Origin of the sequence: Serratia sp. CY31944 (genome assembly GCF_052169175.1) — a bacterium.
Classification (GTDB): Bacteria; Pseudomonadota; Gammaproteobacteria; order Enterobacterales; family Enterobacteriaceae; genus Serratia; species Serratia sarumanii.
The window spans coordinates 74,205-100,571 of the sequence record NZ_JBJNLG010000011.1 but is presented as its reverse complement, the minus strand read 5'-3'; the positions used below and the strand labels follow the sequence as shown (position 1 = coordinate 100,571).

At 58.1% G+C, this 26,367-nt stretch carries 22 protein-coding genes and 1 pseudogene; 13 read left to right on the top strand and 10 right to left on the bottom strand.

Going from position 1 to position 26,367, the window contains the following annotated elements; genetic code table 11:
* Nucleotide 1 precedes the first annotated feature (1 nt).
* Entirely contained in the window at nucleotides 2-922 is a 921-nt protein-coding gene (locus ACJ8IN_RS13230) for an AraC family transcriptional regulator (RefSeq protein WP_308325880.1), read from the top strand.
* A gap of 149 nt (nucleotides 923-1,071) precedes the next feature.
* On the opposite strand, the gene ACJ8IN_RS13225 is transcribed toward ACJ8IN_RS13230, so the two are convergent.
* Complete coding sequence (locus ACJ8IN_RS13225) at nucleotides 1,072-1,641, bottom strand: hypothetical protein (protein WP_033647933.1); 570 nt, start codon at nucleotides 1,639-1,641, stop codon at nucleotides 1,072-1,074.
* Between the two features lie 129 nt (nucleotides 1,642-1,770).
* Here ACJ8IN_RS13225 and ACJ8IN_RS13220 point away from each other — a divergent pair.
* Nucleotides 1,771-2,478 (top strand): annotated as a pseudogene (locus ACJ8IN_RS13220) (LysR substrate-binding domain-containing protein); the annotation flags it as partial.
* Here ACJ8IN_RS13220 and ACJ8IN_RS13215 read toward each other — a convergent pair.
* The 7 genes from ACJ8IN_RS13215 to ACJ8IN_RS13185 all read right to left on the bottom strand — a co-directional run bounded on the left by ACJ8IN_RS13215 (nucleotide 2,435) and on the right by ACJ8IN_RS13185 (nucleotide 8,594).
* Nucleotides 2,435-2,860 carry an autoinducer binding domain-containing protein gene (locus ACJ8IN_RS13215; RefSeq protein WP_442519503.1) on the bottom strand — a complete coding sequence of 142 codons (426 nt, stop codon included), beginning with the start codon at nucleotides 2,858-2,860 and terminating at the stop codon, nucleotides 2,435-2,437. The pseudogene ACJ8IN_RS13220 and the gene ACJ8IN_RS13215 overlap by 44 nt on opposite strands.
* Before the next feature lie 41 nt (nucleotides 2,861-2,901).
* Nucleotides 2,902-3,777, bottom strand: coding sequence for a glyoxalase III HchA (gene hchA, locus ACJ8IN_RS13210; protein WP_033654929.1), 876 nt, complete (start codon nucleotides 3,775-3,777; stop codon nucleotides 2,902-2,904).
* Between the two features lie 101 nt (nucleotides 3,778-3,878).
* A complete protein-coding gene (locus ACJ8IN_RS13205) occupies nucleotides 3,879-4,646 on the bottom strand; it encodes an ABC transporter ATP-binding protein (RefSeq protein WP_049195268.1) in 768 nt (255 codons plus the stop codon).
* Nucleotides 4,633-5,622, bottom strand: a complete 990-nt coding sequence (locus ACJ8IN_RS13200; RefSeq protein WP_308325882.1) for a FecCD family ABC transporter permease — start codon at nucleotides 5,620-5,622, stop codon at nucleotides 4,633-4,635. Before ACJ8IN_RS13200 ends, ACJ8IN_RS13205 begins: the two co-directional genes overlap by 14 nt.
* Before the next feature lie 63 nt (nucleotides 5,623-5,685).
* The gene (locus ACJ8IN_RS13195; protein ID WP_308325883.1) at nucleotides 5,686-6,762 is read right to left on the bottom strand and encodes an ABC transporter substrate-binding protein; all 1,077 of its coding nucleotides are present in this window, start codon (nucleotides 6,760-6,762) and stop codon (nucleotides 5,686-5,688) included.
* A gap of 46 nt (nucleotides 6,763-6,808) precedes the next feature.
* Nucleotides 6,809-7,207, bottom strand: a complete 399-nt coding sequence (locus tag ACJ8IN_RS13190; protein ID WP_223181972.1) for a hypothetical protein — start codon at nucleotides 7,205-7,207, stop codon at nucleotides 6,809-6,811.
* A 16-nt stretch (nucleotides 7,208-7,223) separates the two neighbouring features.
* Entirely contained in the window at nucleotides 7,224-8,594 is a 1,371-nt protein-coding gene (locus ACJ8IN_RS13185) for an MFS transporter (RefSeq protein ID WP_041035867.1), read from the bottom strand.
* A 334-nt stretch (nucleotides 8,595-8,928) separates the two neighbouring features.
* On the opposite strand from ACJ8IN_RS13185, the gene amiA reads away from it, so the two are divergent.
* Both amiA and ACJ8IN_RS13175 read left to right on the top strand, forming a co-directional pair.
* On the top strand, nucleotides 8,929-9,759 hold the full coding sequence (amiA, locus tag ACJ8IN_RS13180) for an N-acetylmuramoyl-L-alanine amidase AmiA (protein WP_049211354.1): 831 nt from the start codon (nucleotides 8,929-8,931) through the stop codon (nucleotides 9,757-9,759).
* A 90-nt stretch (nucleotides 9,760-9,849) separates the two neighbouring features.
* Nucleotides 9,850-10,866 carry a porin gene (locus ACJ8IN_RS13175; RefSeq protein ID WP_223182358.1) on the top strand — a complete coding sequence of 339 codons (1,017 nt, stop codon included), beginning with the start codon at nucleotides 9,850-9,852 and terminating at the stop codon, nucleotides 10,864-10,866.
* Between the two features lie 67 nt (nucleotides 10,867-10,933).
* On the opposite strand, the gene ACJ8IN_RS13170 is transcribed toward ACJ8IN_RS13175, so the two are convergent.
* A complete protein-coding gene (locus ACJ8IN_RS13170; protein ID WP_033635196.1) occupies nucleotides 10,934-11,764 on the bottom strand; it encodes an alpha/beta fold hydrolase in 831 nt (276 codons plus the stop codon).
* A 199-nt stretch (nucleotides 11,765-11,963) separates the two neighbouring features.
* On the opposite strand from ACJ8IN_RS13170, the gene ACJ8IN_RS13165 reads away from it, so the two are divergent.
* The 9 genes from ACJ8IN_RS13165 (at nucleotide 11,964) to ACJ8IN_RS13125 (ending at nucleotide 25,126) form a co-directional block, all read left to right on the top strand.
* A complete protein-coding gene (locus tag ACJ8IN_RS13165) occupies nucleotides 11,964-13,388 on the top strand; it encodes a coniferyl aldehyde dehydrogenase (protein WP_308325884.1) in 1,425 nt (474 codons plus the stop codon).
* 259 nt (nucleotides 13,389-13,647) lie between these two features.
* Entirely contained in the window at nucleotides 13,648-15,843 is a 2,196-nt protein-coding gene (gene katG / locus ACJ8IN_RS13160; RefSeq protein ID WP_060427466.1) for a catalase/peroxidase HPI, read from the top strand.
* Between the two features lie 114 nt (nucleotides 15,844-15,957).
* Nucleotides 15,958-16,317 carry a DUF805 domain-containing protein gene (locus ACJ8IN_RS13155; RefSeq protein ID WP_047571379.1) on the top strand — a complete coding sequence of 120 codons (360 nt, stop codon included), beginning with the start codon at nucleotides 15,958-15,960 and terminating at the stop codon, nucleotides 16,315-16,317.
* A gap of 586 nt (nucleotides 16,318-16,903) precedes the next feature.
* Nucleotides 16,904-17,701, top strand: coding sequence for a VOC family protein (locus ACJ8IN_RS13150; RefSeq protein ID WP_102025769.1), 798 nt, complete (start codon nucleotides 16,904-16,906; stop codon nucleotides 17,699-17,701).
* A gap of 41 nt (nucleotides 17,702-17,742) precedes the next feature.
* Nucleotides 17,743-19,032: an alginate export family protein gene (locus ACJ8IN_RS13145; protein WP_442519502.1), complete on the top strand. Its 1,290-nt coding sequence runs from the start codon at nucleotides 17,743-17,745 to the stop codon at nucleotides 19,030-19,032.
* 500 nt (nucleotides 19,033-19,532) lie between these two features.
* The gene (locus ACJ8IN_RS13140; protein ID WP_308325886.1) at nucleotides 19,533-20,915 is read left to right on the top strand and encodes a serralysin family metalloprotease; all 1,383 of its coding nucleotides are present in this window, start codon (nucleotides 19,533-19,535) and stop codon (nucleotides 20,913-20,915) included.
* Nucleotides 20,916-21,333: 418 nt separating this feature from the next.
* The gene (locus tag ACJ8IN_RS13135) at nucleotides 21,334-22,473 is read left to right on the top strand and encodes a tail fiber domain-containing protein (protein ID WP_060422531.1); all 1,140 of its coding nucleotides are present in this window, start codon (nucleotides 21,334-21,336) and stop codon (nucleotides 22,471-22,473) included.
* Between the two features lie 241 nt (nucleotides 22,474-22,714).
* On the top strand, nucleotides 22,715-24,835 hold the full coding sequence (locus ACJ8IN_RS13130) for an S-type pyocin domain-containing protein (protein WP_308325887.1): 2,121 nt from the start codon (nucleotides 22,715-22,717) through the stop codon (nucleotides 24,833-24,835).
* A 15-nt stretch (nucleotides 24,836-24,850) separates the two neighbouring features.
* The gene (locus ACJ8IN_RS13125; RefSeq protein ID WP_071796825.1) at nucleotides 24,851-25,126 is read left to right on the top strand and encodes a hypothetical protein; all 276 of its coding nucleotides are present in this window, start codon (nucleotides 24,851-24,853) and stop codon (nucleotides 25,124-25,126) included.
* A gap of 167 nt (nucleotides 25,127-25,293) precedes the next feature.
* Here ACJ8IN_RS13125 and ACJ8IN_RS13120 read toward each other — a convergent pair whose 3' ends face one another.
* Complete coding sequence (locus ACJ8IN_RS13120) at nucleotides 25,294-26,346, bottom strand: NAD(P)H-dependent flavin oxidoreductase (RefSeq protein ID WP_308325888.1); 1,053 nt, start codon at nucleotides 26,344-26,346, stop codon at nucleotides 25,294-25,296.
* Between the last annotated feature and the right edge of the window lie 21 nt (nucleotides 26,347-26,367).

The window sequence follows — 26,367 nt, the reverse complement described above, 5'->3', positions numbered from 1 at the left end:
GATGTACGACATGATTGCCCTGATGAATAGACTTGCGGTGCAAGAGGGATACAACCTCACTGCCCTACCTGATGTGCGAATTTTGCGATCCGATCGCCCGCTTGCCAGAACGCCGGTGCTTTACGATCCGGGGATCGTGATTGTCTGTCAGGGCAGCAAACGTGGCTATTTCGGCCAGCAGACCTATTTATATGATGAGCAGCACTACCTGGCGGTTTCGGTGCCGGTGCCGTTTGTGATGGAAACCGATGCGTCGGCAGCACATCCGCTGCTGGCGATTTATATGCATCTGGATTTTCAGCTTGCCGCTGAACTGATGTTGCAGATTGAACAGCATGGCGCCCCGCACCCTCCCGTCGCGCCGCAAAGCATGATGTCGAGCCCCATGGACGACAGGGTAAAAATGGCCGTTCTTCGCTTACTTGAAGCCCTGGCTGACCCGCTAGAGGCGGCGATCCTCGGCCCGACGCGGCTGCGTGAGCTTTATTTCCGCGTGCTGACAGGCGCACAGGGCAACGCCATGCGTGCCGCGCTGGCCTTGCAGAGCCAGTTTGGCAAAATCGGCAAAGCGTTGCAGCACATCCATGCCGCTTACGCGGAGCCGCTAACGCTGACGCAGCTGGCGATGAAGGCCGGCATGAGCGTGCCGACCTTTCATAGCCATTTCAAAGCGATAACGAAGATGCCGCCGATGCAGTATGTGAAATCGGTACGCCTGCACCAGGCACGGATGCTGATGGTGCGCCAACAAATCACCGCCGCCGCCGCGAGTTACGCCGTTGGCTATGAAAGCCCATCGCAATTTAATCGCGAATTCAAACGTCTGTTTGGCCTGCCACCGGCAGAGGAGATAAAACGCATGCAGCGTCACTTCGCCATTCCGCCCGCGCAGCCTGCCTCGATATTTGTTTCGTCGCACTGAGGCTTGTTCGGTATGGCAAACGCTACCTTGAGGTAGGTAGCGTCCGTTCATGCCACAAAACCAACCGTCGGATCACCTACTCAACAATCTCCGCAAACACCAAAAAGCCCGCCCCGTCCCCAGGCAGGCCTTTGGCCCTCCGCACTGTCTCAGGCGCCATCCCGCTCCGCAACCCGCGCCATCAACGCCCCCAACAGCGCCAGATCGACCAGCAACGCCAGCGCGAAACAGCCTCCTCTCGCGCCCGGCGCGGCGTAGGTTTGAATCAGCAACGCGGCAACCAACACGGCCACGATGGTCACCACCGTCGCCAGCCTGCACGCCACAGCGAACGCCCCTTCCCCTACCGCCGTGCGGTAGGCCACGCCCTGCCCCAGGCCGCCGAGGGCGATGCCCGCCAGCAGGGCCGGCCAATCATGGCCGCCGAACAGCATCAGCAGCGTCAATAGCCACCCCGCCGCCGCCAGCAAAAAACCGTAGCGGAGCATAGCCAGCGCAGGCCGCTTCCTCAGCGGCTGCCAGCGGGCCAGCGCGGCGCCGCCGAGAAACGCCAGCGCCAATGCCGTTAGCAGCATCAGCGTTGCGCCGATGCCCAGCAGGCTTTCGGTCTTCAGCAGCAAGGCGCCCGCCGCGACCGGCACGCTGAGCGCCAGACCGCTCGCCGCCGTTCCCGTGTGTTCCATGGCGCCCAGGGCGCCGTTGTTGACATATATGCTCATCGTTAACTCCCGACATGGTGGAAATGATGAAATAAATTCACTTCCCTGTTCACATGTCAGTAGCCTATCTCTTGTATAATCGGTCAGACAAACTCATAGTTTTCAGCCTTAGATGAGAATAACTCAGCCATGAGAAAACCCCGTTTGCCGCCGCTGGGCGCGCTGCGCGCCTTCCACGCCGTGGCCGGCTGCCGCAGCTTCAAACTGGCCGCCGAGGCGCTGGGCGTCAGCGCGACGGCGGTCAGCCATCAGATCAAGCTGCTGGAGTCGGTGCTGGCATGCCGGGTGTGCGAGCGCAGCGCGCAGGGCGTCAGCCTGACCGAGACCGGCGAGATCCTGTATGCCGGCACCCAGCGCGCCTTTGCCGCGCTGGAGCAGTCCGTCGCCCAAATCACCCGCGCCCAACAGCCGCCGGCGCTGACCGTCACCACCACCTCCAATTTTCTCACCCACTGGCTGGTGCCGCGCCTGGCGGATTTCAAGGCGGAGTTTCCCGCCATCGATCTGCGCCTGCACACCAGCGTCGAGCGCGTCGATCTCAACCAGCGCACCGTAGACGTCGCCATCCGCTACCGCGAAACGCCGGAAACCGATCTGCACTGCACCCTGCTGCATGAGGATCGCTTTATCGTGGTGGCCAGCCCGGCGCTGGCGCTGAAGCGCAGCGAGGATTTGCGGCGGGTAACGCTGTTTCACGTGGAACATCGGCAGGTGCCCGCCGACGCGCCGACCTGGGAAAACTGGCGGCGGCGCTACGGGCCGGAAGGGTTGAACGTGGAAGCCGGGCTGACCTTCAGCGACGAGACGCATGCGCTGCAGGCGGCGGTGGCGGCGAGGCGTCGATGCGATCGCCCCCCAGGCTGACGGCGCCCTCCAAACCGGCCGGGCCGAACACCGGGATCTGCACGCCGTGCAGGCCGACGCCGCGCGGCGTGCGTACAATCCGGTAGCGCTCGCCCTGCTGCGCCCGGGTCTTGGTCCAGAAAAACGGCTCGCTGACCCGCAGCATATGCCGGGTCACCGGGCAGTGCCGCACGTAGGTCAGCGCATCGACGGCCTCGCCGTCGCCGAACCAGTCGCCCTCGACCCAATAGATATGCTCGATCCCCGCCTCCGCCGCGGCGGAGGCGGAAAACAGCACAAAGCGATCGAAGCCGAACGGTGCGGCGAAGGCGCGAACCCGCCCCTGAATGGCGGACAGGGTTCGCTCGTGGTGCATCGCCAGCGCCGTCTGGAAAGCGCGCTGCGCGATCTCGTCACTCATCGCGCGGCGACGTCGGCCAGCAGCGTCTCCGCCGCCAGCTTGCCGAGGTTGTTGGAAGCCAGCGGGCTGTCGCCGGTCAGCAGGCGCCGATCTTTATGCACCTTGCCGGTGATGTCGGCGTTGACGATCTTCACGCCCCGCTCGCGCAAGCGCTCGCCCACCAGCCAGGGCATCGGGCCGGGGATATAGCCGATGTCGATGTTGGCGCCGGTATCGAGCGAGTCCGGGAACACGCACATCTCATAGCCGCGATAGAGGAAATCCTCTTTGCTCTCGCCGATGCCCGCCGCCAGCAAACCGGCCGGCCCGTGGCACAGCGAAATCACGTAGCGATCGTTGTCGTGCGCCCAGTGCAGGGTCTTTTTCACCTCTTCGCTGAACGGAATATCATTCAGCACGCCGTGGCCGCCGGGGATGAAAACGCCGAGGTAGTTGCCGCCATCCAGATCCTTCACCACTTCCGTCAGCTTTTTCGGCTGCTTGAGCTGGCTGCGGTACTTCTCGTAGGTGGCCTTGACCGCGTCGTCCTCCTGCGGGAACGCCCACATCTCCAGCTTCACCGGATCGCCGGACGGCGTGGCGATATCGATCTCGAAACCGGCCAGATCCAGGTGATGCATCGGCAACAGCATCTCGACCGGGTGATTGCCGGTGGAGAAGAACTTGCCGTTTTGCATCAGCAGGTAGCGCTCCTGCGAGGCGATCATCAGCACCTTCCACTTGCCGCCGCGATAGGCGTTCGGGTAGCTGGCGCCCGCGAAGTCGGTTTTGGACGAGGTGTACTGGCTGAGGGAGTAAGGTGATGGGAAGAACGCGTTGTCTTCCGCCACATCCGGGGTGGGATTACGATCGTTGGACACTGAATCAGTCATGATTATCTCCATATTCACCGTTACGTTGCCCTTTCAGCTTAAATAACCGCCGGCGGGGCCGCAATGAGGGATATCCCTCAAGCAATCCTTGCAGCCGAAACTCAGGCGAGATTGCGTAGAGCGATAATAAAGGTTTCTTCGCTGGCGCCCTGGTGTTCATAGCGGCATTTTCTGACCGGCACCCGGAAATAGCGCTCCAGGATATCTTCCTGCAGCACTGCGCTTTTAACGCCAAACAGCGACTGTCGTTTTGCCATCAGTAAACACTTGTCGGAGATGCGTTCGGCGTAATTGAGGAAATGCGTATTCAGCACGATCGTCATCTGCCGCTCTTTGGCGAGGCGCCACAGCATCTCGATCATTTTGGCCTGATTGTAAAAATCCAGATTCGATTCCGGTTCGTCGAGGATCATGACGTCGGGATCTGCTACCAGCGCCTTGGCGAAATAACACATCTGCAGTTCACCGCCGCTGATCTGGTTGATATTTTTCTGCGCCAGCGGCGCGATCTCCAGCGCGTGCAACACCGCCTGCGCCCTGGTGAAATCTTGCCGCCGCGGCCCGGCGAACCATCCCGCCTGGTGGGCGCAGCCGAAAGTGACAAAATCGAGTACGCCATAGGAAAAATGTGGCGCCTTCGCCTGCGGCACGTAGGCCAGGCGCGCCTCTCGATTATCGACGCGGCCGATCTCGCACCTGCCGGCGCTGGGTCGACACAGGCCCGCAATATTTCTCAGCAGCGTCGTTTTGCCGGCGCCGTTCGGGCCCAGCACGCTGAGGATCTCGCCGCGCTTAAGCTCGAAGCTGACGTTGTCGAAAATGGGCTCCCGCCCCTTGAAACCAAAGGCTAGCCGGCTAGCGGTGATCATATCGATTCCCCAGAATAAAAAGCACCGCGAAAAGCGGCGCGCCGATCAGCGCGGTCAGGATGCCGATTGGAATTTCCGTATAGGTGGCGCCTCTCGCAATATTGTCGATAACCAGCAAAAACAACGCGCCGCCGAGCGCCGATGCTGGGATCAGGCGACCGTGGTTATACCCCAACACGCTTCGCACCAAATGGGGGATCACCAAGCCAACCCACCCCACCACGCCGGCCAAGCTCACCGAGGCGGAAACCAGCAAGGAGGCGGCGATCAGCAGCAGGATCTTCAGCCGGGGCGGATTCAGGCCGGCAATGCGCGCCTCGTCGTCCCCCAGCGAGAGAATGTTCATGTTCCACCTGAGCCGGTAGATAGTCAGGTAACACGCCGCAAACAGCGGGATCAGCCAATAGACCTGCGCTTTCGCCACCGAAGCGAAGCTGCCCATCAGCCAGAAGACGATGGCGGGCAAGGTATCCTGCGGATCGGCGACATATTTGATGGCCGAGACAAACGCGATAAACACCGACGCGATAATCATGCCGGACAGGATCGTCGTCAGCGCATCCTGCCGGCGTTTCAGGCGGCAAATGCCAAGCACCAGCAACAAACTCACCACGCCGAAAAGAAACGACAGCAGGGAACTCAGGGCAAAAGGCAAACTCAATAAAATGCCCAGCGCAGCACCAAAGGCGGAGGCGGAAGACGTGCCCAGCACGTCCGGGCTGGCTAACGCGTTTTTCAGCACCGCCTGAAAGGTCGCGCCGGCGACTGCCAACCCGCCGCCCACCAGCATCACCGCCACCACCCGCGGCGCACGCAGGTTAAAAATCACCGAATAGTGGGCCTGGTTTTCCCCCGGCATGTTCCCCTGCCATAAAATCAGCAGCACGTCATGTGCCGACAAGGCGTAACGGCCGGCAAACAGTGATGCGACGGCAACCACACACAAGGCTAAAAACAGCCCTACCATGATCGCCATATATTTTCCTCTGCCCGGCATCCCCAAGCTCCTCCAACCCACTAACGCAATTCAACCGTGGTGCTAGCGCTGTGCCAGCACCTCATCCAACAAACGGTCCGGGATCGCATAGGAGAACATCGTCTGATAATAGCGGCGCGTCTCCTCCCGCAGCGTCTTGTCGCTAATATCTTCAGGGGCATAGCGGTTGATCATAAACAGCGGCAGCAGTGACGTTTCCGCCGACAGGCCCCCCCAGTTATGAATGCCCACCGGCGTCGAGAAAACCTTGCCGTTTTTTACCGCCCTGAGCGTCTCCCAGGCCTGGCCGGGGATCCCCCCGTGCAGCAGCGCTTTGGCGCTGCCGAAAACCACGAAAATCACATCCGGATCCCAGGCCATGATCTGCTCCATCGAAACGTTGATGTACCTGCCGGCATCCCCTTTCACCGGCAAATCCCCGGCGACGTTGTCCATACCGGCCATTTTCAGGTAGGTGTCGCCGTAGGTATGCGGGCCGCTCACCTTCAGCTGCCTGCCGTCGCTTTCTTCGAGATACAACGCCCTGACGTGCTGCGCGCGGATGGCTGCGGCATAGGGGCGGATCTGCTTCAGGGTCTTTTCCCAGGCGTCTTTGAATTTGTGCATGCGCGGCAGGCCGAGCGTGTCGGCGAAGGTATTTTCCCAATACATCTGGGTGACCATCGGTAGGTACTTTGTCTTCCCGCCGGCATCCAGATCGACGGTCATCACGCCCGCCCTTTCCAGCCGATCGTCCTGGCTTTTGCCGTAGTAATAAATAATGTCGGGCCGTAGATTCATTAACGACTCCATGTTGACCCGGTAGTCCTTATTGATGAAGGCGGAGGTGATCCTGCCGATGTCAGGCTTCATGTCCTTCAACACATGCATATCGGCATGCATGAACGCCCAGGGCCCCACGCCGACGACGTGCCGGTAGGCCGCCTCGTTCGCCAGGATCACGCCGAAGGGGCAGTTGCCGGTGATGACGATCCGCTGATAGTGGCCAGGCAACTTTTGCACCGCTGCGCTCTGCGGACGTTCGGCCGCCGCCGGCTGACTACCGCTGGCGCAAGGCGCCGTCGGCAAGGCGAATATTGCCAGCAGCGCGGTGGCGATAAATTTCACTGTGACGCACATGGTGCCTCCTGTGCGCACGCTCGGCGGCGTGCGGCGATGGGCTGCGTTAGGCCGACGCGGCGATGCCGGCGGCCATGATGGTTATCCCGGCCACAAAGACGATTGCCGTGGTGGCGACCGCGCCGCCGCCGACCAACGCGGCGGTTTTTCCTGTGGAAAGGTCTTTTCGTTGCAGGAAAGAGAGCTGCGACAGGGGAATGATTTTTCCGCTGTCGGCGACCAGGTCTTTTGGTTCAACCTTAGCCACCGTCAACTCGCCGCCGCTGCCGTCCTTCAGACCATATTTCAACCGGTCGCCGACATAGACCGGCGGCTGCAGCAGGTAATATTGGCTATTGAGCCCCGTCTCTTTTTGTTGCAACGCCACGTCGTGGTAGGTCGTGCAGCCGGCAAGGGAAAACGCCGCCATGCCGATAACCAACGGCACTAATGGGATAAATCGCATGGGAAACCTCGTGCTTCTATTTACTGGTTTTTAACGTAACGGCGGACTTGAAGCGCATATAGCTCACGACCAGAGAAAGGAACGAGAATGCCGCCCCCGCCATTAAACTGATATTCGTCGCTTGCGCGCCCCGCATGTTGAAGAAAATCGCCACCAACGCCGAACCGACGATTTGCCCAATCAGCCGGGAACTGCCCAACAGGCCGCTGGCGATGCTGCTGTTTTCATGGGAGACCGACGTCATGATCAACAGGTTGTTCGGTGATTGAAACAGGCCGAAACCGATGCCGCACAGCGCCACGCGCCATACGATCGCCCCATTCGACGGATCGCTCGGCAGATTGGCCATCAGCAGCATGCCTGCCAGCAGACAGGCAAGGCCCGAGAGGGCAACAAGATTGGGATCGTACTTCTTGGCCAAATCGCCGGAAATCAGCGAAGACGCCATGGTGGCCAGCGGCCAGGCGGTCAGCAACAGACCGATTTCCACCACGTTTCTTTGCAGGACGTTGTGAAAATAAAAAGGCAGCGAAACATAGGCCAAAAGCTGGGTGCTGTAGGACAGCATCGACATCAGCAAAGACAATGACAGCGTCGGGTTATGCAGCATCGCGATCGGGATCAGCGCGGCGTCGGCCTTTCTTTTTTGATTGATGTACAGCAACCCGGCCAGCCCGGCGAATACCGCAAAGCTCAGCGCCGCCGCCGGCAGATGGTGAGTGGTCATGCTCATGGTGCTGAGCGAGAAAGCGATAAACAGCACAAACACCAACAGGGCGCCCCCGCTGTCGAACCCAACGCTGCGCCGCTCGCGGGAACCCAGGAATATCACGCTCAGCAGCAGCGACAGGCAGGCGATGGGAACATTAATGGTAAACAGCCAGTTCCAGCTCGTTTGAGAAAGTATCGCCGAGGCGATGGATGGCCCGGCGGCGGCGGAAACCGACACCACCATCACGTTTATGCCCAGGCCGCGCCCAAGCAGCCTTGCCGGGTATATCTCCTTGATCAGCGCCGCATTGACGCTGAGCACCGCCGCCGCGCCGAAGCCCTGTATCACCCTGAATGCCGTCAGCATCTCCAGCGTCGTGGACAGCGCGCAGCCCAGGGATGAAAAAGCGAACAGCACCACCCCGGCCATAAAGATTTTTTTATTGCCCACCGCGCGGCCCAGCGCCGCGAAGGGCATCAAAGAGGCCACGACGGCAAACTGGTAGGCATTAATAATCATGATGGAGGCCGATTCGGAAACGCCGAAATCTTTGGCGATCACCGGCAGCGCCACGTTGGCGATGGTACTGTCGAGCATGGCGATAACCGTGCTTAACGAGACGGCGAGAACGGCGAATATATTTAATGTCTCTTTTTCCTGGTGTTTAAAAGTCATGTTAACGCTCCAAAAACGTGAGTGACTTCATGCCGGCGGCAAAGACCCCGTTTTTTATCCGTTTTAGTAATTACGTTATAACATATCAATTAAAGAGGAGAATAAATCTCATTTGAAATATTAGATTAAATAGTGTGTCAAAATAAGAATTAACAAATACAAAACAAATTAATAGCAATACGAATATTCAATAAACAAAATAAATGCAGTATAAAAAACCAGTGAATTTAAGGAATGACATTAAAAGTAACAGCCGCTAACAGACAACCCCGCTGGCGCGTGAAATTGTTATGTTATAACAAAAACACCCTTTCCTTTTATGCTGGTTAACCTTATGGCTAAGACGGACCTTTTGAACACCCGGTTATCTCGCCGCAGAATGATGTTGGCAGGGCTGGCGGCCCTGGCGCTGAACGGCGCCGTTTCCCCGCTGGCTCACGCCCACGGCCTGCCGCGCCCCAAACCTCAGGGGGCGCGAAAAAGATTCCTGGTCATGTTGGATCCCGGTCATGGCGGCATCGACTCCGGTGCCATTGGCCACACCGGTTCGCTGGAAAAACATGTCGTTCTGGCGATCGCCAGAAATGTGCGTGCACAGCTCGATCGACACGGCATCGATGCCCGCCTGACGCGCGACAGCGACGTTTTTATTCCGCTTTACGATCGGGTGGAGATCGCGCACCGGCACGGTGCGGATCTTTTCATGTCTATCCACGCCGACGGTTTTACCTGCCCCAGCGCCTGCGGCGCTTCGGTCTTTGCGCTTTCCAATAAAGGCGCCAGCAGCGCGATGGCGAAATACTTATCGAACAGTGAAAACGCGGCGGACGATCTCGCCGGCCCTAACGTCATCAAGAAAGACCGCTATTTGCAGAAGATACTGTTTGATTTGGAGCAGACGGAAACGATCAAAGAAAGCCTGACGCTGGGCTCGCACCTGATTCAACATATTGCGCCCATTCATCATCTGCATGCCAAAAATACCGAACAGGCGGCCTTCGTGGTCTTAAAATCCCCGTATATTCCTTCCGTGTTGGTGGAAACCTCTTTCATCACCAACCCTGAGGAAGAAAGGCTGCTCGGCACCCCCGCATTCCGAAATAAAATTGCCACGGCGATCGCTCAGGGGATCGTCAGCTACTTTAAACGCGAAACGCACGCTTAAGCTTCGCCGAGGCGGCAAGCTCACGGGCTTGCCGCGCACAGGGACGGTGTCATCATGATAAAATGCAATCCGCGTTATTTTTCGGCGAGCATGCTTTTCCCCCTGCTGGCCCTATTACCACGCGGCGCCTTCGCCGTGTCGTTGACGGGGTCGCAGCAAAACAGCCTGAATTTCTACGGCACGATTATCGCCAGACGCTACAGCGGCCAAAACGCGCGCGACGACGGCGACCGCAGCTACCTCTATTTCGGCCTGATAGGCAAAAAAAAGATCGCGCCGCGCTGGCGGGCCTACGCCCACTGGGAATATACCGTCAGCTTCGCCGACGCGACTCGCAACAGCACCCGACTCGCCTATATTGGGGTGCAAAACGCAACCTTCGGCAGCCTCGATATCGGCCGCAATTGGGGCGTGCTCTATGATGTGACCGCCCTGACCGATCGCTCTCCGCTGTTTAGAGAGATGGCCTACAACTACATCGACAATTTTATGCGCGGCCGGGCGCGTAACCTGCTCACTTACCGCCGCCCCTTCAGCCTGTTTCAGCGGCGCGCCGCACTCGCGTTGCAATATCAGTTCAAAGACGGCGACGACCGGCAAACGCCGGGCAAACAAAACGGCAACGGATTCGGCCTCTCCTTCCGTTATGCGCTGACGCCGACGCTCAGCCTAATCGCCGCCGCCTCGGCGTCTCAAACCACGCAGCGGCAACAACGCGCCGCCGGCTATCGCCGGCGCATCGATACGCTGGCCGAAGGGGTTCTCTATGCGTCGAAAAAAATCTATCTTGCGGCCGTGTTCACCCAAAGCGACAACGCCATCAGCCCGCAACAAACCGCTAACCGCGGTTCGGCGTCAAGTTATGAAGCGCTCGCCAAATACCGGCTGACGGACCACATCCAACCCAACATCGGCTATACCCGTTTGATACAGACCCGGGCAGGCCGGAACATGGACTTATTGAACTATGAGGAGCTGGGGGTCACCTGGTTGCTCAACAGCAATATGCAGGTGTTTATTAACTATGAATTCAATAACCTTTCGCAGCACATGCCCGGCGTCGATGCCTCGGACAAGCTCGATATGGGCATCAGCTATCATTGGTGATCCGCTCTCCCGCAGCCAATAAAAAGCCCCGTCCGGTGAAGGGCGAGGCTCGCGACGCGTTGAGTCTTTAGCTGTTCACGAACGCCAGCAGATCGGCGTTGACCTGATCGGCATGGGTGGTCGGGATGCCGTGCGGCGCGCCCTTATAGGTATTGAGCGTGCCGTTCTGCACCAGCTTGGCCGACAGCACGCCGGAATCCTGATAAGGCACCACCTGATCGTCGTCGCCGTGGATCACCAGCACCGGAATGGCGATCTTCTTGAGATCTTCGGTGAAATCGGTCTGCGAGAAGGCGACGATGCCGTCGTAGTGCGCCTTGGCGCCACCCATCATGCCCTGGCGCCACCAGTTCCAGATAATCGCCTCCGACGGTTTGGCGCCCGGGCGGTTATAGCCGTAGAACGGGCCGGCGGGCACGTCGTAATAGAACTGCGCCCGGTTGGCGGCCAGCTGCGCCTGGAAATCATCGAACACCGCTTTGGGGGTGCCCTGCGGATTGGCGTCGGTTTTCACCATCAGCGGCGGCACCGCACTGATCAGCACCGCTTTGGACACCTTGTCCTCGCCGTGGCGCACGATATAGCGCACCACCTCGCCGCCGCCCGTCGAGTGGCCCACGTGCATCGCGCCCTGCACGCCCAGGTGTTTTACCACCGCGGCGACGTCATCGGCGTAGTGGTCCATGTCGTGCCCTTCCGACACCTGGCTGGAGCGGCCGTGGCCGCGGCGATCGTGCGCAACCACGCGGAACCCTTTGTTCACGAAGAACAGCATCTGGGCATCCCAGTCATCGCTGGACAGCGGCCAGCCGTGGTGAAAATAGATAACCTTGCCGTTTTTGGGGCCCCAATCCTTGTAGAAAATCTCGACGCCATCGCTGGTCGTTACGTAACCCATGTCGTTTCTCCCATTTACACTTTGGTTAAAAAAGAAGGTTTATACTGCGCGCGGCGCCGGGATCTCTGGCTCCCTCATCCCGGTTGGCCGACGATCTTGCGTTGATCGTTTAACGAGTATAGGTTTAAAGTTCACTTTAAGGTCAAACACGATTCGGCAAACCGCATTCCCGCTTTCACTCGGCATCAGGAGAATTCAAGTGCAGGGAGATGACATCCTCATGACGATGGAGCAACGGCTTGCCGCCCAGCGCCATGCCTTCCTGCGCGACGGCGCACCGACGATCGCTCAGCGCAAGGCCGCCCTGCGCCACCTGCGGAGCGCCATTTTGGCTCAGCGCGGCGCACTGACGGCGGCCGTCAGCGCAGACTTCGGCCACCGCTCGCCATACGAAACCGACATCCTGGAGATCCTGGTCACCGTGCAGGCGATCGATTATCTGCTGCGCAATCTGAAGCGCTTCATGCAGCCGGAACGCCGCCATGTCGCCCTGCCGTATCAGGCCGGGCGCGCCTACGTGCAGTATCAACCCAAGGGCGTGATTGGCGTCATGGCGCCGTGGAACTACCCGTTTTCGTTGACCTTCATCCCGCTGGCCACCGCCCTGGCCGCCGGCAACCGCGTGATGCTGAAACCTTCGGAGCTCACGCCGCACACCAGCCAGCTTATCGAAACGATGCTGGCGGCGCTGTTTCCCGCCGATGAGGTCGCCGTGGTGACCGGCGGGCCGGACGTCGGGGCTGGGTTCAGCGAGCTGACGTTCGATCACCTGGTGTTCACCGGCAGCACGGCGATCGGCCGTCAGGTCATGCAGGCGGCCGGTAAAAATCTGGTGCCCTTGACGCTCGAGCTGGGCGGCAAAAGCCCCGCCGTGGTGGCGCCCGGCGCGGTTAACGCCAAAACCGTTAACAGCCTGGCGTTCGGCAAGCTGTCGAACGCGGGCCAAACCTGCATCGCGCCCGATTTCCTGCTGATCCATCAGGACGATGTGGAAAACTTCATTGCGCTCTACGACGCGGCGGTCAAAGCGTTTTACCCCGACGGGCCGACGAGCCATGACTACGGCGCCATCATCAACGCCAGGCACTACCACCGTTTACAGGATCTGCTCGCCGACGCCCAGGCGCGGGGCGCGCGGATCGTTCCGGTGGGCCACCGCCCGGACTCGGCGGCGGAACGGCCAAAAACCCTCGCCCCCACGCTGATCGTCGGCGCCCCCGACGACAGCCGGATCATGCAAGAGGAGATCTTCGGGCCGCTGCTGCCGGTGCGCACCTACACCGCCTTCGACGAAACGATCGACGTTATCAACGCCGGGCCGCGCCCGCTGGCGCTGTACTACTTTGGCCCAGGCGGCACGCTGCAGGATAGGCTGCTGGCGCGCACCACCTCCGGCAACGTCAGCGTCAACGCCACCCTGCTGCACTTTGCCCAGGACGATCTGCCGTTCGGCGGCATCGGCCCCAGCGGCATGGGGGCCTGTCACGGCATCGAAGGATTCCGGGCGCTGAGCCACGCCAAGGGCGTCTTTATCCAAAGCCGCTGGCGCTTCACCGATCTGCTGCGCGCGCCGTTCGGCAGGCTGGCGGACGCGGTGCTCAAGGTGATGCTGCGGCGCCGATAGAGCGCCGCGCTGACTATCAATAACACAGCCATGAATCGCCGCAAGCTATCACAGTATTCACTCATTCCTATTTTATCTCTCCGCCGCCGCTGACTAAGCTTAGCCATGAGTCGCCCTTTGCCCGTTAGCGGCCGGGGCGATGTGATTCCATTGAGTTCAGTTATTTAGCGTAACACCCGACGCAAGCCTTACCCGCATGCCTTGTTAACCGCTCCACGCCCGGCGGCTGGAGCACCCTTACGGAAGCAGAGAGCGCATTATGACAACTGAAAGCAAATGCCCGTTTTCGGGCGGCAAGCAGCCCGCACCGCAGAACGGCCCCACCAATCAGGATTGGTGGCCCAATCAGCTCAGCCTGAAACCGCTGCATCAGCACTCCCCCCTGTCCGATCCGATGGATAAAGACTTCAACTACGCCGACGCCTTCAACAGTCTCGATCTGGCGGCGGTCAAACAGGATCTGCACGCCCTGATGACCGACTCGCAGGAATGGTGGCCGGCGGACTTCGGCCACTACGGCGGCCTGTTCATCCGCATGGCCTGGCACAGCGCCGGCACCTACCGCATCGGAGACGGCCGCGGCGGCGCGGGCGAAGGTCAGCAGCGCTTCGCCCCGCTCAACAGCTGGCCGGACAACGTCAGCCTCGACAAGGCGCGCCGCCTGCTGTGGCCGATCAAACAGAAATACGGCCGCAACATCTCCTGGGCCGACCTGATTATCCTGACCGGCAACGTGGCGCTGGAATCGATGGGCTTCAAAACCTTCGGATACGCCGGCGGCCGTGCCGACACCTGGGAGCCGGACGACGTCTACTGGGGCTCGGAGAAGATCTGGCTGGAGCTGAGCGGCGGGCCGAACAGCCGCTACTCGGGCGACCGCGACCTGGAGAACCCGCTGGCGGCGGTGCAGATGGGCCTGATCTACGTCAACCCGGAAGGCCCGGACGGCAACCCCGATCCGGTGGCCGCCGCGCGCGACATCCGTGAAACCTTTGCCCGCATGGCGATGAACGACGAAGAAACCGTGGCGCTGATCGCCGGCGGCCACACCTTCGGCAAGACCCACGGCGCCGGTCCGGCGTCTAACGTCGGCGCCGATCCGGAAGCGGCCGGGCTGGAGTCGCAGGGCCTCGGCTGGCACAGCACCTTCGGCACCGGCGTCGGCAAAGACGCCATCACCAGCGGCCTGGAAGTCACCTGGACCACCACCCCAACCCAGTGGAACCACGATTTCTTCCGCCACCTGTTCGAATACGAATGGGAACTGAGCCAAAGCCCGGCCGGCGCGCACCAGTGGGTGGCAAAAGACATAGGTGAAACCATTCCCGACGCCTTCGATCCGAACAAGAAACGCCGCCCGACCATGCTGACCACCGACCTGTCGCTGCGCTTCGATCCGGCCTACGAGAAGATTTCGCGCCGCTTCTATGAGCATCCGGAAGAGTTGGCCGACGCCTTCGCCCGCGCCTGGTTCAAGCTGACCCACCGCGATATGGGGCCGCGCCCTCGCTACCTCGGCCCGGAAGTGCCGCAGGAAGAGCTGATTTGGCAGGATCCGATCCCGGCGGTCGATCATCCGCTGATCGACGAGCAGGACATCGCCGCGCTGAAAAACGCCGTGCTGGCTTCCGGCCTGTCGGTATCGGCGCTGGTCTCCACCGCCTGGGCTTCCGCTTCGAGCTTCCGCGGTTCCGACAAACGCGGCGGCGCCAACGGCGCGCGCATTCGCCTGGCGCCGCAAAAAGACTGGGCGGTCAACCAACCTGCGCAGCTCGCCGCGACGCTGGCCAAGCTGGAGAGCATCCAACGCGCCTTCAATGATGCGCAGACCGGCGGCAAGCGCGTCTCGCTGGCGGATCTGATCGTACTGGCCGGCGCGGCGGGCGTGGAACAGGCGGCGAAGAACGCCGGTTTGGCCCTGACGGTGCCGTTCGCGCCGGGCCGCATGGACGCTTCGCAGGAACAGACCGACGTGGACTCTTTCGAAGCGATGGAGCCGCTCGCCGACGGTTTCCGCAACTTCCTGAAGGGCAAATACCGCGTGCCAGCCGAGACGCTGCTGGTCGACAAGGCGCAGCTGCTGACCCTGACCGCGCCGGAAATGACGGTGCTGGTCGGCGGGCTGCGGGTACTCGGCGCCAACGTCGACGGCACGCCGCACGGCGTGTTCACCCAGCGGCCGCAGGCGCTGACCAACGACTTCTTCGTCAACCTGCTAGACATGGGCACCACCTGGCACCCGGTGGGTGAGGACGGCCTGTTCGAAGGGCGCGATCGCCGCAGCGGCGCGGTCAAATGGACCGGCACCCGCGTCGATCTGGTGTTCGGTTCACACGCGCAGCTGCGCGCGCTGGCCGAAGTCTACGGCAGCGCCGACGCGCAGGAGAAGTTCGCCCACGACTTCGTCGCCGCCTGGAACAAAGTGATGAACCTCGATCGTTTCGATCTGGCGTAACTAAGCGACAGCACAAAGCCCGCCACGGTAAACCTGGCGGGCTTTTTAATCATTGATGCATATCTTTATCGCAATCTCGTGCTAACGTGGGTTAACCACAGCCAAGAAGATGGCATGATACAGACATCGGATAGCGCTCACCCGCTCTTCAACTGTTACAAAAAGACCTTCACCTACTCAGGCCGCGAAAGCCGTGGGCCTTACTCAATGCTGCTTTTGTGCCAGCACGTTTGGTTTCTGTTTTATCTCGCCGTTATCGCCAGCAAGGTGAATGAAATTTCCATTTTCGCGCTTGCGGCGTTTTTACTCCCCATGCTAGCAGCCAATGTGCGCCGTTTGCATGATGCGGGTTACTCCGGTGGTTGGTGCCTGACATGGTTCTGCTTCACACCCTATGTAATGCTGTTCTTCGCGCTGTTCCTTCCCGCTAAGAACATCAATAACCCTTACGAGGATCGCCCAAACCTAGCGTAAGCCCCCTCAACGGCCTGCTTCGGCGAGCCATGGCTGGCGCCGCGATATTCTCTTTACCCGCTTATTCGTATTTACTCAACAAGTCATATAAAAATTTGATGGGCGGCAATTATTTTAATGCTGTATTTATATTTAGACGGCAATGAAGACCGTAAACTCAGCTGGCTAATGCGATATATCCCATCCAGGAGAACACCGTTATGGATTATCCTCAATTCGTCTCAGCGCGCGGCGAGGCGGGCCTTATGAGCCTCGCCGTTCCTTAGCGACAGCGGGCTTAGCCGGCAAAGGCACCCCACCGTTTTTATGCCAATAAAAAGAGAGGTTCTGCACCTGCGCGATATTCGCTCGGGCGCCAGAATTTCGCCCTTATTTAATGTTTCACGACGCGCATTGCGTTTTTAGTTTTTATTTTTCAGCCGACGGGAAAGCTCATAGGAAATCACGCTTCACTCAGGAAAATAACCGCTACCTGGAGGTCATCATGCAACATATTATCGGTATTTCTTCTCATCGGCTGAGGATATCAGCCCTTGCGCTGCTGCTCCCTGCCGTATCATGGGCGGCCGATACGGCGTCTCTTGCCGTGGGGCCGCAATATGACACCACCCATGTCTACGTCGAACGCGGCAAAATGGATGCCTTTGTCGACAGCATCCTGAAAACCTTCGGCGGCACCAGCACCGAACGCGTGCTGGTCAACGTCACGCCCACGCCGAGCGAAACCTACTCCCAGCTGATACTGACGCCGGCCGGCAGCTTCTCGGTGTTCGATTTCAAAACGCCGATCCCGCACCCATTCGGCGCCGAGCGCAACGGTTTTCTGGTCAGGGATATGGACGCCGCCATCCGCCAGGCCAAGGCCGCCGGCGCCGATGTGCAGGTTGCGCCTTTCGACGATCCGATTGGCCGCGACGCGGTGATCCAGTGGCCCGGCGGCGTCAACATGCAGCTCTATTGGCACACCAAGGCGCCCAACTACAAGCCGCTGCTGAGCGTGCCGGAAAACCGCCTGTATCTCTCCGCCTACCGCGTCGACGATTTCCTGAAAAGCTACCAGGCGTTCTCGCACGCCACGGTGGTGAGCGACGAACAGGTCAGCGATACGGCGATCGGCCGCAGCGACAGCGGCAAGATCCGCGAGATCGAACTGGACTCGCGCTTCGGCAAAACGCGCATTTTCGTCACCGACGGGCATCTGCCTTATCCGTTCGGCCATGAGCGCACCGGCTATGGCGTCGACGATCTGCCGGCCACGCTGGCCAAAGCGACGGCCAGCGGCGCGCAGGTGCTGTGGCGTTCGACGGCGGCGGAGCGCCGCGCCTCGGCGCTGGTGCGTTTCCCCGGCGGCTACATCGCCGAAATTCACCAGACGGCTAAATAAACCCAAGGCGCGCTGCGGCGCGCTTTTTTCTTCGGATATCCATGATGAAACGCACGTTTTCCGCACTGTTGCTGTTCTCCACGCTCCCCGCCCTGGCGGCGGAACCCGCCGCTTCCCCCTGGAAAAACATCCCGTTGGGCGATGCGGCCACCCTGTCTTTCGACGGTTCACTGCGCGAGCGCTATGAATGGACGGATCAACGCGATCTGAGCGGCGGACGCGACGACACCTTCATGCAGCGCCTGCTGATTGGCGCGCGCCTCGACTATGGCGACTACTTTGGCGCCTATGTCCAGTTGGGATCGTCACTGGCCACGGCGCGCGATCGCGGGCGCAAGCCGACCGACGAAGATCATGCCTATCTCGGCCAGGGCTATGTGGACTTGAAACTGCCCACCGCCTACGGCCTCGGCACCCTGCGGGTCGGCCGCCAGGAGATTGCGCTGGGTTCGCTGCACCTGATGGGCACCCGCGACGGCCCCAACGTGCGCCGCTCTTTCGACGCCATCCGCGCCAGCTGGGCCAAGGATAAAAACCGCCTCGACGCATTTATCGGCCACCCCGTCACCCTCAAAACCGGCAGTTTCGACGACGATACCGACAACAGCCAAAAGGTGTGGGGACTGTACGGCACCACGCCGCTGGCAGCGCTGGCGTCCTCGCTCGATCTCTACACCTTTGGCTTTGAGGATAACGACGCCCACTACGCGCAGCTCAGCGGGCAAGAACGGCGCTATACCGTCGGCGCGCGCATTTTCGGCGCGGCGCAGGGGTTCGACTGGGATAATGAAGCCGCCTGGCAGTTCGGCAGCGCGGAACAGCGCGACATCCGCGCCTGGTCGGCGTCGGCGCACGCCGGGTATACGGTGAACGACTGGCGCTGGCAGCCGCGCTTTGGCGGCAAGATTGGCATCGCCAGCGGCGATAAAAACGGTCACGATGGGCAGCTCAATACCTTTAACGCCATGTACCCCAAGCTGCCCTACCTGACCGAAAACGGGCTGGTGGCGCCGGCTAACCTGATCGCCATTCATCCTTCGGTCACGATTACGCCGTGGCAAACCCTGGCCATCGACTTCAGCTGGGACGCGTTGTGGCGGCAACGCCGCGAGGATGCCTTCTACCTCGGGCCGATGCGCCCGGTGAAGGGCAGCGCGCAGGGCTCGCGCTTTATCGGCAATCAGTATCAGGTCGAAACCATCTGGACACCGCGCAGCGATCTTCAGTTCAAGGTGGCCTATGTCTACTTCGACGTCGGCCACAGCCTGCAGCAGCATGCCGGGCTGAAAAACATGAACTTCATCCTGGCGCAGGGCACCTACAGTTTTTAATTATCAGGCAAGTTAATCGGTGTACGCGGGCGCCCTTAATAATCCCTTACTCAATTAATGACGTTCGCCGGCGTGTAGCCGCCTATATGCATTGCGGCAATGGTGGCTACTCGCCGCCATTTACAGATGAAAATTAATGAAAAGCAAAAAGATAAATCAGTTAGGTAAACTCCACGAGCCAGTTACAGAGTAATATTAAATAAAGATTTAATTCCACCTGGTTATTTAAGTGCGCCTTTTACACATATCTTATGTAAAAGATTCATATAAGAATAACTCATTAATAAAATAATTATGCCTATACTGCTTTCAGCCAACCATTGCGCGCCATTAATTCCTCACCGTGATTAATGATAAGGACATATCCCGCTTGAGTGCGATATTCAAGCCAGACAAGGAGGCAAGCCAATGATAACCCAATAACCCCCCCTATTTTCAAACCTGTGTACGAGCATATAGAGCGTTAAGTGCAATATTGTCAACGTCCAAAGGAGTTTGATATGTCATTAGCTACCGATAAAATCTCAGATTATTTAACCGATTATGAAAGAGGCGATCGCGAGGGAAGCAGCAAGCCTTCATACGCCACGGAAGACGTTTCAGATCTGTTGCTGAGGAGCCATTATTCCGCCAATGGCAAAGGCGTGACTGACCATGCGGCAACAATAACCTACTCTTTCCCCGTATATACCGACAGCGATAAGCCAGGATCCGCACAGCTTACCGCCGCCCAACAGGCCCAAACCAAGCTTTCATTGCAGTCCTGGTCAGACGTGGCCAATATCACCTTCACCGAGGTCAAAGGCACCGATGCCAAAAGTGCTGATATAAAGTTTGGTTTTTATAAGGCGGCCAGCGGAGGCAATTACACCTCCTATGAAAGTACGCAAAACAACCTGAAAAGCACCATCTGGATCAGCGGCAACAAAGGCTACGACGCTTCGAATCCGCAGACCAATAACTATGCCAGGGATACGCTGACCCATGAAATAGGGCATGCGCTCGGGCTCTCCCACCCCGGAAACTATGATGCCTCCAACGCGACCTACCCCACCTACACCAACTCGGCGAAATATTATGAGGACGACCATCAATACTCTTTGATGAGCTATTTTAGTGAACAAAACACCGGCGCCGACTATAAAGGCGTATGGCCCTCGGGGCCGCAGCTGGATGATATTACCGCCATTCAGAAGCTGTACGGCGCGAACACCACCACGCGCACCGGTGATACCACTTATGGTTTCAACTCGAATACGGATCGAGACTTTTTGAGCGTTAAGGCGTCCACGGACAAAATCGTGGCGGCTATCTGGGATGCCGGCGGCAACGACACGCTGGATTTTTCAGGCTACAGCCAAGATCAGCGCATCAACATTAACGAAGGCTCATTCTCAGATGTGGGCGGATTGAAGGCGAATATCGCCATCGCCTATGGCGCGCAGATTGAAAATATCATCGGCGGCAGCGGCGCCGATATCTTAGTGGGCAACGCACTGAACAATACGCTCAAAGGCGGCGCAGGCAACGATATCATTTACGGTGCCGACGGCGCCGATCAGCTCTGGGGCAATGCAGGCGCCGACACCTTCGTCTTCAGCGCAGCCGACGACAGCCAGGCCGCCGCGCCGGACTGGATCCGTGATTTCCAAACGGCGGTGGATAAAATCGATCTGTCGTGGCTCAACCAGACGGTTAAGGCCGAGGGGGGCGAGTTGCACTTCGTCAATAATTTAAGCGGCTCGCTATATGAAGCGGCGCTGAATTATGACTCGCAGCAGAATGTGACCGATCTGGCGATCAATCTCTCCGGCCATAACCAGCCTGATTTCCTGGTTAAAATCGTTGGGCATGTCGACGCTTCCGCCGATATTCTCGTCTAGCCAAGAAACCCGCAGTCCGGCGCGAACGCCGGACTGTTTATCTCTTCTCAGGCATCACCCTGGCGATTTTTTGCGCGGTTCCCACATCACCAAAGCAGTAAATGGGTGTGAGGAGCAACGGAACAATAAACGCACTTAAGCAGTCAATTTAAATGACTATTAATCTATAAATTAATAAGTTATCACGTCATCGCCAGAAATCATCCGTTCTTCTTTCTTGTCTCATCCATCACACGGCAAATGATAGTCATTATCATTTGATATCTATTCCTGATGCTCATAACCTACTGTTAATGCATACAGCTTTCGTAATTTTTAACCATCTTCGCCTTAAATGCGCAGCGTCGTTAGCTGTCTGTAAAGCGTTACCATGTGCCATTTCCATGGCAGGAACTTATTAATAAACTGAGGAATTATCATGGCTGAACAAAAGAAAAATGCCCAGGTACAGAGTGGCGTCAACGACGACATCACCGAACTAAAGTCGCTGACTACACTGCGCAAACGGGTCGTCAGCGACGGTGAAATCGTCTCAAAATCTGCCAACGGCTTTCGACTGGCCAACGGCAACACCGGCGTAATGTTGCGTAACGACGGCAAGGATTTTTATGCCCTGACCACACCAACCGGACAGGCACAGGACGGGCAGTGGAACACGCTGCGCCCCTTCTCGTTCAATCTAGCTTCCGGTCGGGTTGCTCTGCGCAACGGCGTAGATATATCCGGCGGGGCGATGGTTTCGCATAATGCCGACATCTCCACTGCGACCACCGGCCCGGCTCCGCTTATCAACGGGCAGGTCTATAATGCGGCAACTATACATACCAAATTTACCAGCGGTAATATCACCACGACCATGCTGATGGGGTCACGCGTGGTCGCCGGCAAAGAGGATTATGGCCTGCTCTCTTACCGCGACTGGCAGGGAAACTGGAATGAACTCCGGGTCAAACCCAATGCCGAGCTGTCTGTTGGGCAACTGACCAAACGCAACGCTCACGGCTGGTTCACTGCAAGCCCGCCTGAGAATGTCGATAAATCGCAGGAATCCCTCACCAACGGGCTTTATTTACCTAATCCAGGTAACAAACACGTAAAAATTTATCATCACGACCATGTGAAGTACAACGAGCTGGTCATTAACGTGAGTGACGGTAATAAAAATAGCTGGTTCGTTTTCAAAGAAGACGGCTATGCCGTCACCGGCGGCGGGTGGAACATCAGCTCTGACGTCCGTATGAAAACGGAAATAACCCCAATCGACGGTGCCCTGGACAAGCTGGCCAACATCGGCGGCTACACCTACCTCAAACAGGGCGTGCCGGAAGCCGGCGTGATTGCACAAGAAGTGGAAGAAATTCTCCCCCAATCCGTGACCCAGACCGAGCTGAAACTCAATGACGGCAGCGTGCTGAAAGACGCCCGCAGCATCAATATCAACGGCGTAGTCGCGTTGCTGGTTGAAGCGCTTAAGGAAGAACGCTCACTGCGCGAAGCAGAACGAGAGGCTTTTGAAAGACGACTGGTAGTCTTGGAAAAAGGCATTGAGCGCGCCTGATTAACAATATTGGGGGGTAGCACTGAATGCCTCTCAGCGCCTTTACAGGTGGGTACCACGCGTACAACACGATGACGGAAAGGAACTCAATTATGAATGGATTTAATTACGGTGATGGTAAAGGAAGGGAACGTCAAGGCGGTGTAAATGCAGAAGCTGCTTCCCGGTTCGATAATGTCTGCGTTATTCGCAGCTCGGCAGCGCGTCGATTACATCGTTCTATTTGAAGAGGGATCGGATTATGACACGATATGAAGATACAACGCAGTATGAACGCGATGTAATGACTTCAATGGGATACAACTGGAATGGACATGGGTGGCAACGAGGGTTTGACTTATCAGATAGCAATATGGTTGTAGAAGCATGGGTTGGCGAGGGTTTACCTGATAGACAGAAGGAATTGAGTAATATTACCCATATCTGGGATCAAAAAATTTCCGATATTAATAAACCGATAAGTGCTTTTGGTCCTGAAGATGATGATATCACGCCATTCAGTAATGAAGCAAAAGAGAGTTACCGTGAGGATTCAGATACAGCCATTCAGTTTGCAGCTAATAAAGCAAATGAAATTGACAACCAAATTAAAGAAATTCAAAAGGATATTGACGCATTAAGCAAGAAAGCTGAAAGTAGTCAACTGACTGAGTTCGAGAAAGCAAACCTAAAAGTAATTATTAGCAAGTTAAAGGTAAGTAAAGAACGCCTTACCATTCTTCGAAATGAAGCTAATAAACGAAAAGTACATCAGGAATATTTAAAGCTAAATAATGAAGACTGGTTCTTCTCTAGAGAAAAGCCCACCTCCTGGGTTAGGGAACAGCAATCATTAAACAGAAAGGAAATGGGTAAAAAACTGGAAGAAGAGAAGAGAATACAGTCAGAAATTGACACAGCTAAACAAAACATTGAACATTTAGAAAATGAACAGCGTGAGAAGGAAGAGGAAGTCCGCAAAGCTGAGGAAGCTCGCAAGGCAGAGGAAGCCCGTCGAGCGGAAGAAGCCCGCAAAGCCGAAGAGGCCCGTAAGGCAGAGGAAGCCCGTCGAGCTGAAGAAGCTCGCAAAGCCGAAGAGGCCCGTAAGGCTGAAGAAGCCCGCAAAGCTGAAGCAGCACGGAAAGCGCTGTTCGCCAAAGCCGGCGTACTGGACTCCCCGGTCTATACATCCGGCATGATAAAAGCGGCCAATGCCGCGATGGCCACGGCCGGGGTCATGGTGCTCAACCGCTCGGGCGGTATGGTACAATTATCAACATGGATCAACAGCGTGATGACCAGCGCCAGTGAGCTGGCCGGCTGGGTATCCGGTGGAGTGTGGCGCGGCGCCGTCGAAGTTTCCCGGGCTACCACGCTCAGTGCGGTAGCTCCGGCAGTCGGCGCCTTCGTTGTCGGATTCTGGCCGGGGAAAGCCGGTGAAAGTCAGAGCGATATTGATAAATTGCTGGGTCGTGATTTAACACAGATGTTTACCGTTCCGGCCAGCCTGGTTGCCGCAGGGAAAACACCGATTCAGCCGGAAATGACCACGGTCGATTTACCGGTGCGCGGGTTTATTCGCAGAGGGAATAGCGGTCAGCAAGAGGTAATACTGGTCAAAACAGGAACGGGCGGCGTCTCCGCTACCGTGCCGGTGTATCGGCCGGTTCGCGATGAAAAAACCGGCCTGGACCGGATAACCTTGCCGGCGGTTGCCGGTGCGCCGGGGCGAACCATTTTGATAAACCCGGGCACCGCCCCGTCGGGTCCGTGGCATACCGGCAATCCTGCGCCTGCAGCGCCGGTAACGCCGGTGCATACCGGTACGGAGATAAAGCAGGCCGACAGTATCGTCACGACGACGTTCCCTGCAGATGACATGCCACTGCAGGATTTTATCTACTGGCAGCCTGATGCAACGGGAACCGGTGTTGAGCCTGTCTATGTCATGCTCAGTGGTATCTATGGTGAAACCAACGCTAAAGGGCAATACAGTGGTCGCGACTACAACACGGACAAGGCCGGTGGCCCAATTCAGAATCTGGACTGGAAAACCGCCACCATTGACCGCGCCGGCGTGGACAAGGTGAAGCTGCATACCGGGCGGTTTGGCGAATCTCCCGATAACAAGGTGATGATTGACCGCCTGGAAAAAATCCTGAAGGGAGAAGTACAGCCCACCGATACCGACAAGCGTTTTTACACCCACGAAATCAGGGAATTGGAGCGTTATAGAGCAGTTGGTGTTCCTGATGGAATATCACCTGATGACGATGGTGCTACATGGAATAACACTCATACGGCGACGTTGGAAGATTACAAATTAAGTAGCGATCGCTCTCTGTTATATACACCAGAAGCATTAAAAGCTGGTGATGAATAAATCTAGAGGTTATATATGATTGATTTTAAACCTATGTTTGAAAATGAACAAATCCGAGACATAGTTTTATTCTTGTCGGGACGAAAAGAAAACGGGATATCCCATCCTCAATTAGATGGGTATTGCACTATGTATGGTAATAAACGTATATCAAACATTGAACTGATTTCATTAGTGAAAAGTATGCGAGAAAAAGGGGATGTATCATCTAATGGAAAAGGTGGCTATAAAAGAGGTCCAAACTGGAAAGAACCCGCATTCGTAACCGAGAAAAAATACGGTATTGAGTAATTACCAGTGCCTTCCATAAGTGCGTTTTAAGCAACGTCCAACAAACGAGAGTTTATTGGACGTTTTCGTTGATGGCTAATTCCACGCCAGATTGGTTTTCAGCCCAGCCCTGGGGCAGAAAACAACGGTTTTGGCTCCGTTGCTCCCCCCAAATCGCGCAGACGAGCTCACACCGCCTCCAGTTCCGCCGCCAGGGTGGCGACCAGCTCCGCCGCCGGCATCGGCCGCGCCAGGCCCACGCCCTGCCCAGCCCACAGCGACATAAAATCTCCACGACCGGCCTTGGCCGCCGCCTGGCGGATATCGCCGGTGAGCGCGTTCTGCACCGGATAAGGCAGGATCTGCGCCTCTTCCGCGCGCATCTGGCGCATGAAATCATTGACGATGCCGCGCGCCGGGCGGCCGCTGAAGGCGCGCGTCAGGCGCGTGCTGTCATCACCGGCGTTGCGCAGCGCCGCCCGCCAGGCTTCGGCGATGCCCGACTCCGGGCTGCACAGGAACGCGGTGCCCAGCTGCGCCGCCTTCGCGCCCAGCAATTGCGCCGCCGCGATGCCGCGCCCGTTCATGATACCGCCCGCGGCGATCACCGGGATCTTCACCGCCGCCACCACCTGCGGCAGCAGGGCCATCAGGCCGACGCAGGATTGTTCGATGTCGCCAAGGAAAGTCGGGCGGTGGCCGCCCGCCTCCGCGCCCGAGACGCAAACGAAGTCGGCGCCCGCCTCTTCCCAGGCGCGGGCTTCCGCCACCGTGGTGGCGGTGCCGATCACCCGCGAGCCGGCCTTCTTGAACTGCGTGACCGTGGCGCGCGGCAGCACGCCGAAGGTGAAGCTGGCCACCGGCGGCGCCGCCTCCAGCAAGGCCGCGATCTGGTCACGGTTGTTTTCGGCGAATTGGGTGGGGATCGGCGGCTCGCTCAGCCCCAGCGCTTCGCGGAACGGCCGCAGCAGGTGCTGGGCGCGCTTGAGCTCGGCGAGATCCGGGTGCTGCTCATCGAGCAGAAACAGATTGATGTTGAACGGCGCGGCGGTCTGCGCGCGGATCTGCTGCACGCGTTCGAGGATCACCGCCGGTGAAAACAGCGCCGCCGCGCACGAGCCCAGCGCCCCGGCGTTGCTCACCGCCACCGCCAATGCCGGCGGCGACGCGCCGTTCATCGGCCCCTGAACGATCGGATAGCGCAGCCCAAGCTCGCGGGCAAAAGCAGAAGGTGCCGTCATCAATGTGTCTCCCTGTGCTGA

Excerpts from the sequence above, each read along its gene's own strand:
- ACJ8IN_RS13175 (WP_223182358.1), top strand. The coding sequence starts at position 9,850 with ATGCTTTTCCCCCTGCTGGCCCTATTACCACGCGGCGCCTTCGCCGTG.
- ACJ8IN_RS13145 (WP_442519502.1), top strand. The coding sequence starts at position 17,743 with ATGATGAAACGCACGTTTTCCGCACTGTTGCTGTTCTCCACGCTCCCC.
- ACJ8IN_RS13140 (WP_308325886.1), top strand. The coding sequence starts at position 19,533 with ATGTCATTAGCTACCGATAAAATCTCAGATTATTTAACCGATTATGAA.
- ACJ8IN_RS13195 (WP_308325883.1), bottom strand. The coding sequence starts at position 6,762 with ATGTGCGTCACAGTGAAATTTATCGCCACCGCGCTGCTGGCAATATTC.
- ACJ8IN_RS13215 (WP_442519503.1), bottom strand. The coding sequence starts at position 2,860 with ATGCACCACGAGCGAACCCTGTCCGCCATTCAGGGGCGGGTTCGCGCC.
- katG (WP_060427466.1), top strand. The coding sequence starts at position 13,648 with ATGACAACTGAAAGCAAATGCCCGTTTTCGGGCGGCAAGCAGCCCGCA.
- ACJ8IN_RS13200 (WP_308325882.1), bottom strand. The coding sequence starts at position 5,622 with ATGGCGATCATGGTAGGGCTGTTTTTAGCCTTGTGTGTGGTTGCCGTC.
- ACJ8IN_RS13135 (WP_060422531.1), top strand. The coding sequence starts at position 21,334 with ATGGCTGAACAAAAGAAAAATGCCCAGGTACAGAGTGGCGTCAACGAC.
- ACJ8IN_RS13190 (WP_223181972.1), bottom strand. The coding sequence starts at position 7,207 with ATGCGATTTATCCCATTAGTGCCGTTGGTTATCGGCATGGCGGCGTTT.
- ACJ8IN_RS13130 (WP_308325887.1), top strand. The coding sequence starts at position 22,715 with ATGACACGATATGAAGATACAACGCAGTATGAACGCGATGTAATGACT.
- ACJ8IN_RS13225 (WP_033647933.1), bottom strand. The coding sequence starts at position 1,641 with ATGAGCATATATGTCAACAACGGCGCCCTGGGCGCCATGGAACACACG.
- amiA (WP_049211354.1), top strand. The coding sequence starts at position 8,929 with ATGGCTAAGACGGACCTTTTGAACACCCGGTTATCTCGCCGCAGAATG.
- ACJ8IN_RS13230 (WP_308325880.1), top strand. The coding sequence starts at position 2 with ATGTACGACATGATTGCCCTGATGAATAGACTTGCGGTGCAAGAGGGA.
- ACJ8IN_RS13185 (WP_041035867.1), bottom strand. The coding sequence starts at position 8,594 with ATGACTTTTAAACACCAGGAAAAAGAGACATTAAATATATTCGCCGTT.
- ACJ8IN_RS13125 (WP_071796825.1), top strand. The coding sequence starts at position 24,851 with ATGATTGATTTTAAACCTATGTTTGAAAATGAACAAATCCGAGACATA.
- ACJ8IN_RS13155 (WP_047571379.1), top strand. The coding sequence starts at position 15,958 with ATGATACAGACATCGGATAGCGCTCACCCGCTCTTCAACTGTTACAAA.
- ACJ8IN_RS13205 (WP_049195268.1), bottom strand. The coding sequence starts at position 4,646 with ATGATCACCGCTAGCCGGCTAGCCTTTGGTTTCAAGGGGCGGGAGCCC.
- ACJ8IN_RS13120 (WP_308325888.1), bottom strand. The coding sequence starts at position 26,346 with ATGACGGCACCTTCTGCTTTTGCCCGCGAGCTTGGGCTGCGCTATCCG.
- hchA (WP_033654929.1), bottom strand. The coding sequence starts at position 3,777 with ATGACTGATTCAGTGTCCAACGATCGTAATCCCACCCCGGATGTGGCG.
- ACJ8IN_RS13170 (WP_033635196.1), bottom strand. The coding sequence starts at position 11,764 with ATGGGTTACGTAACGACCAGCGATGGCGTCGAGATTTTCTACAAGGAT.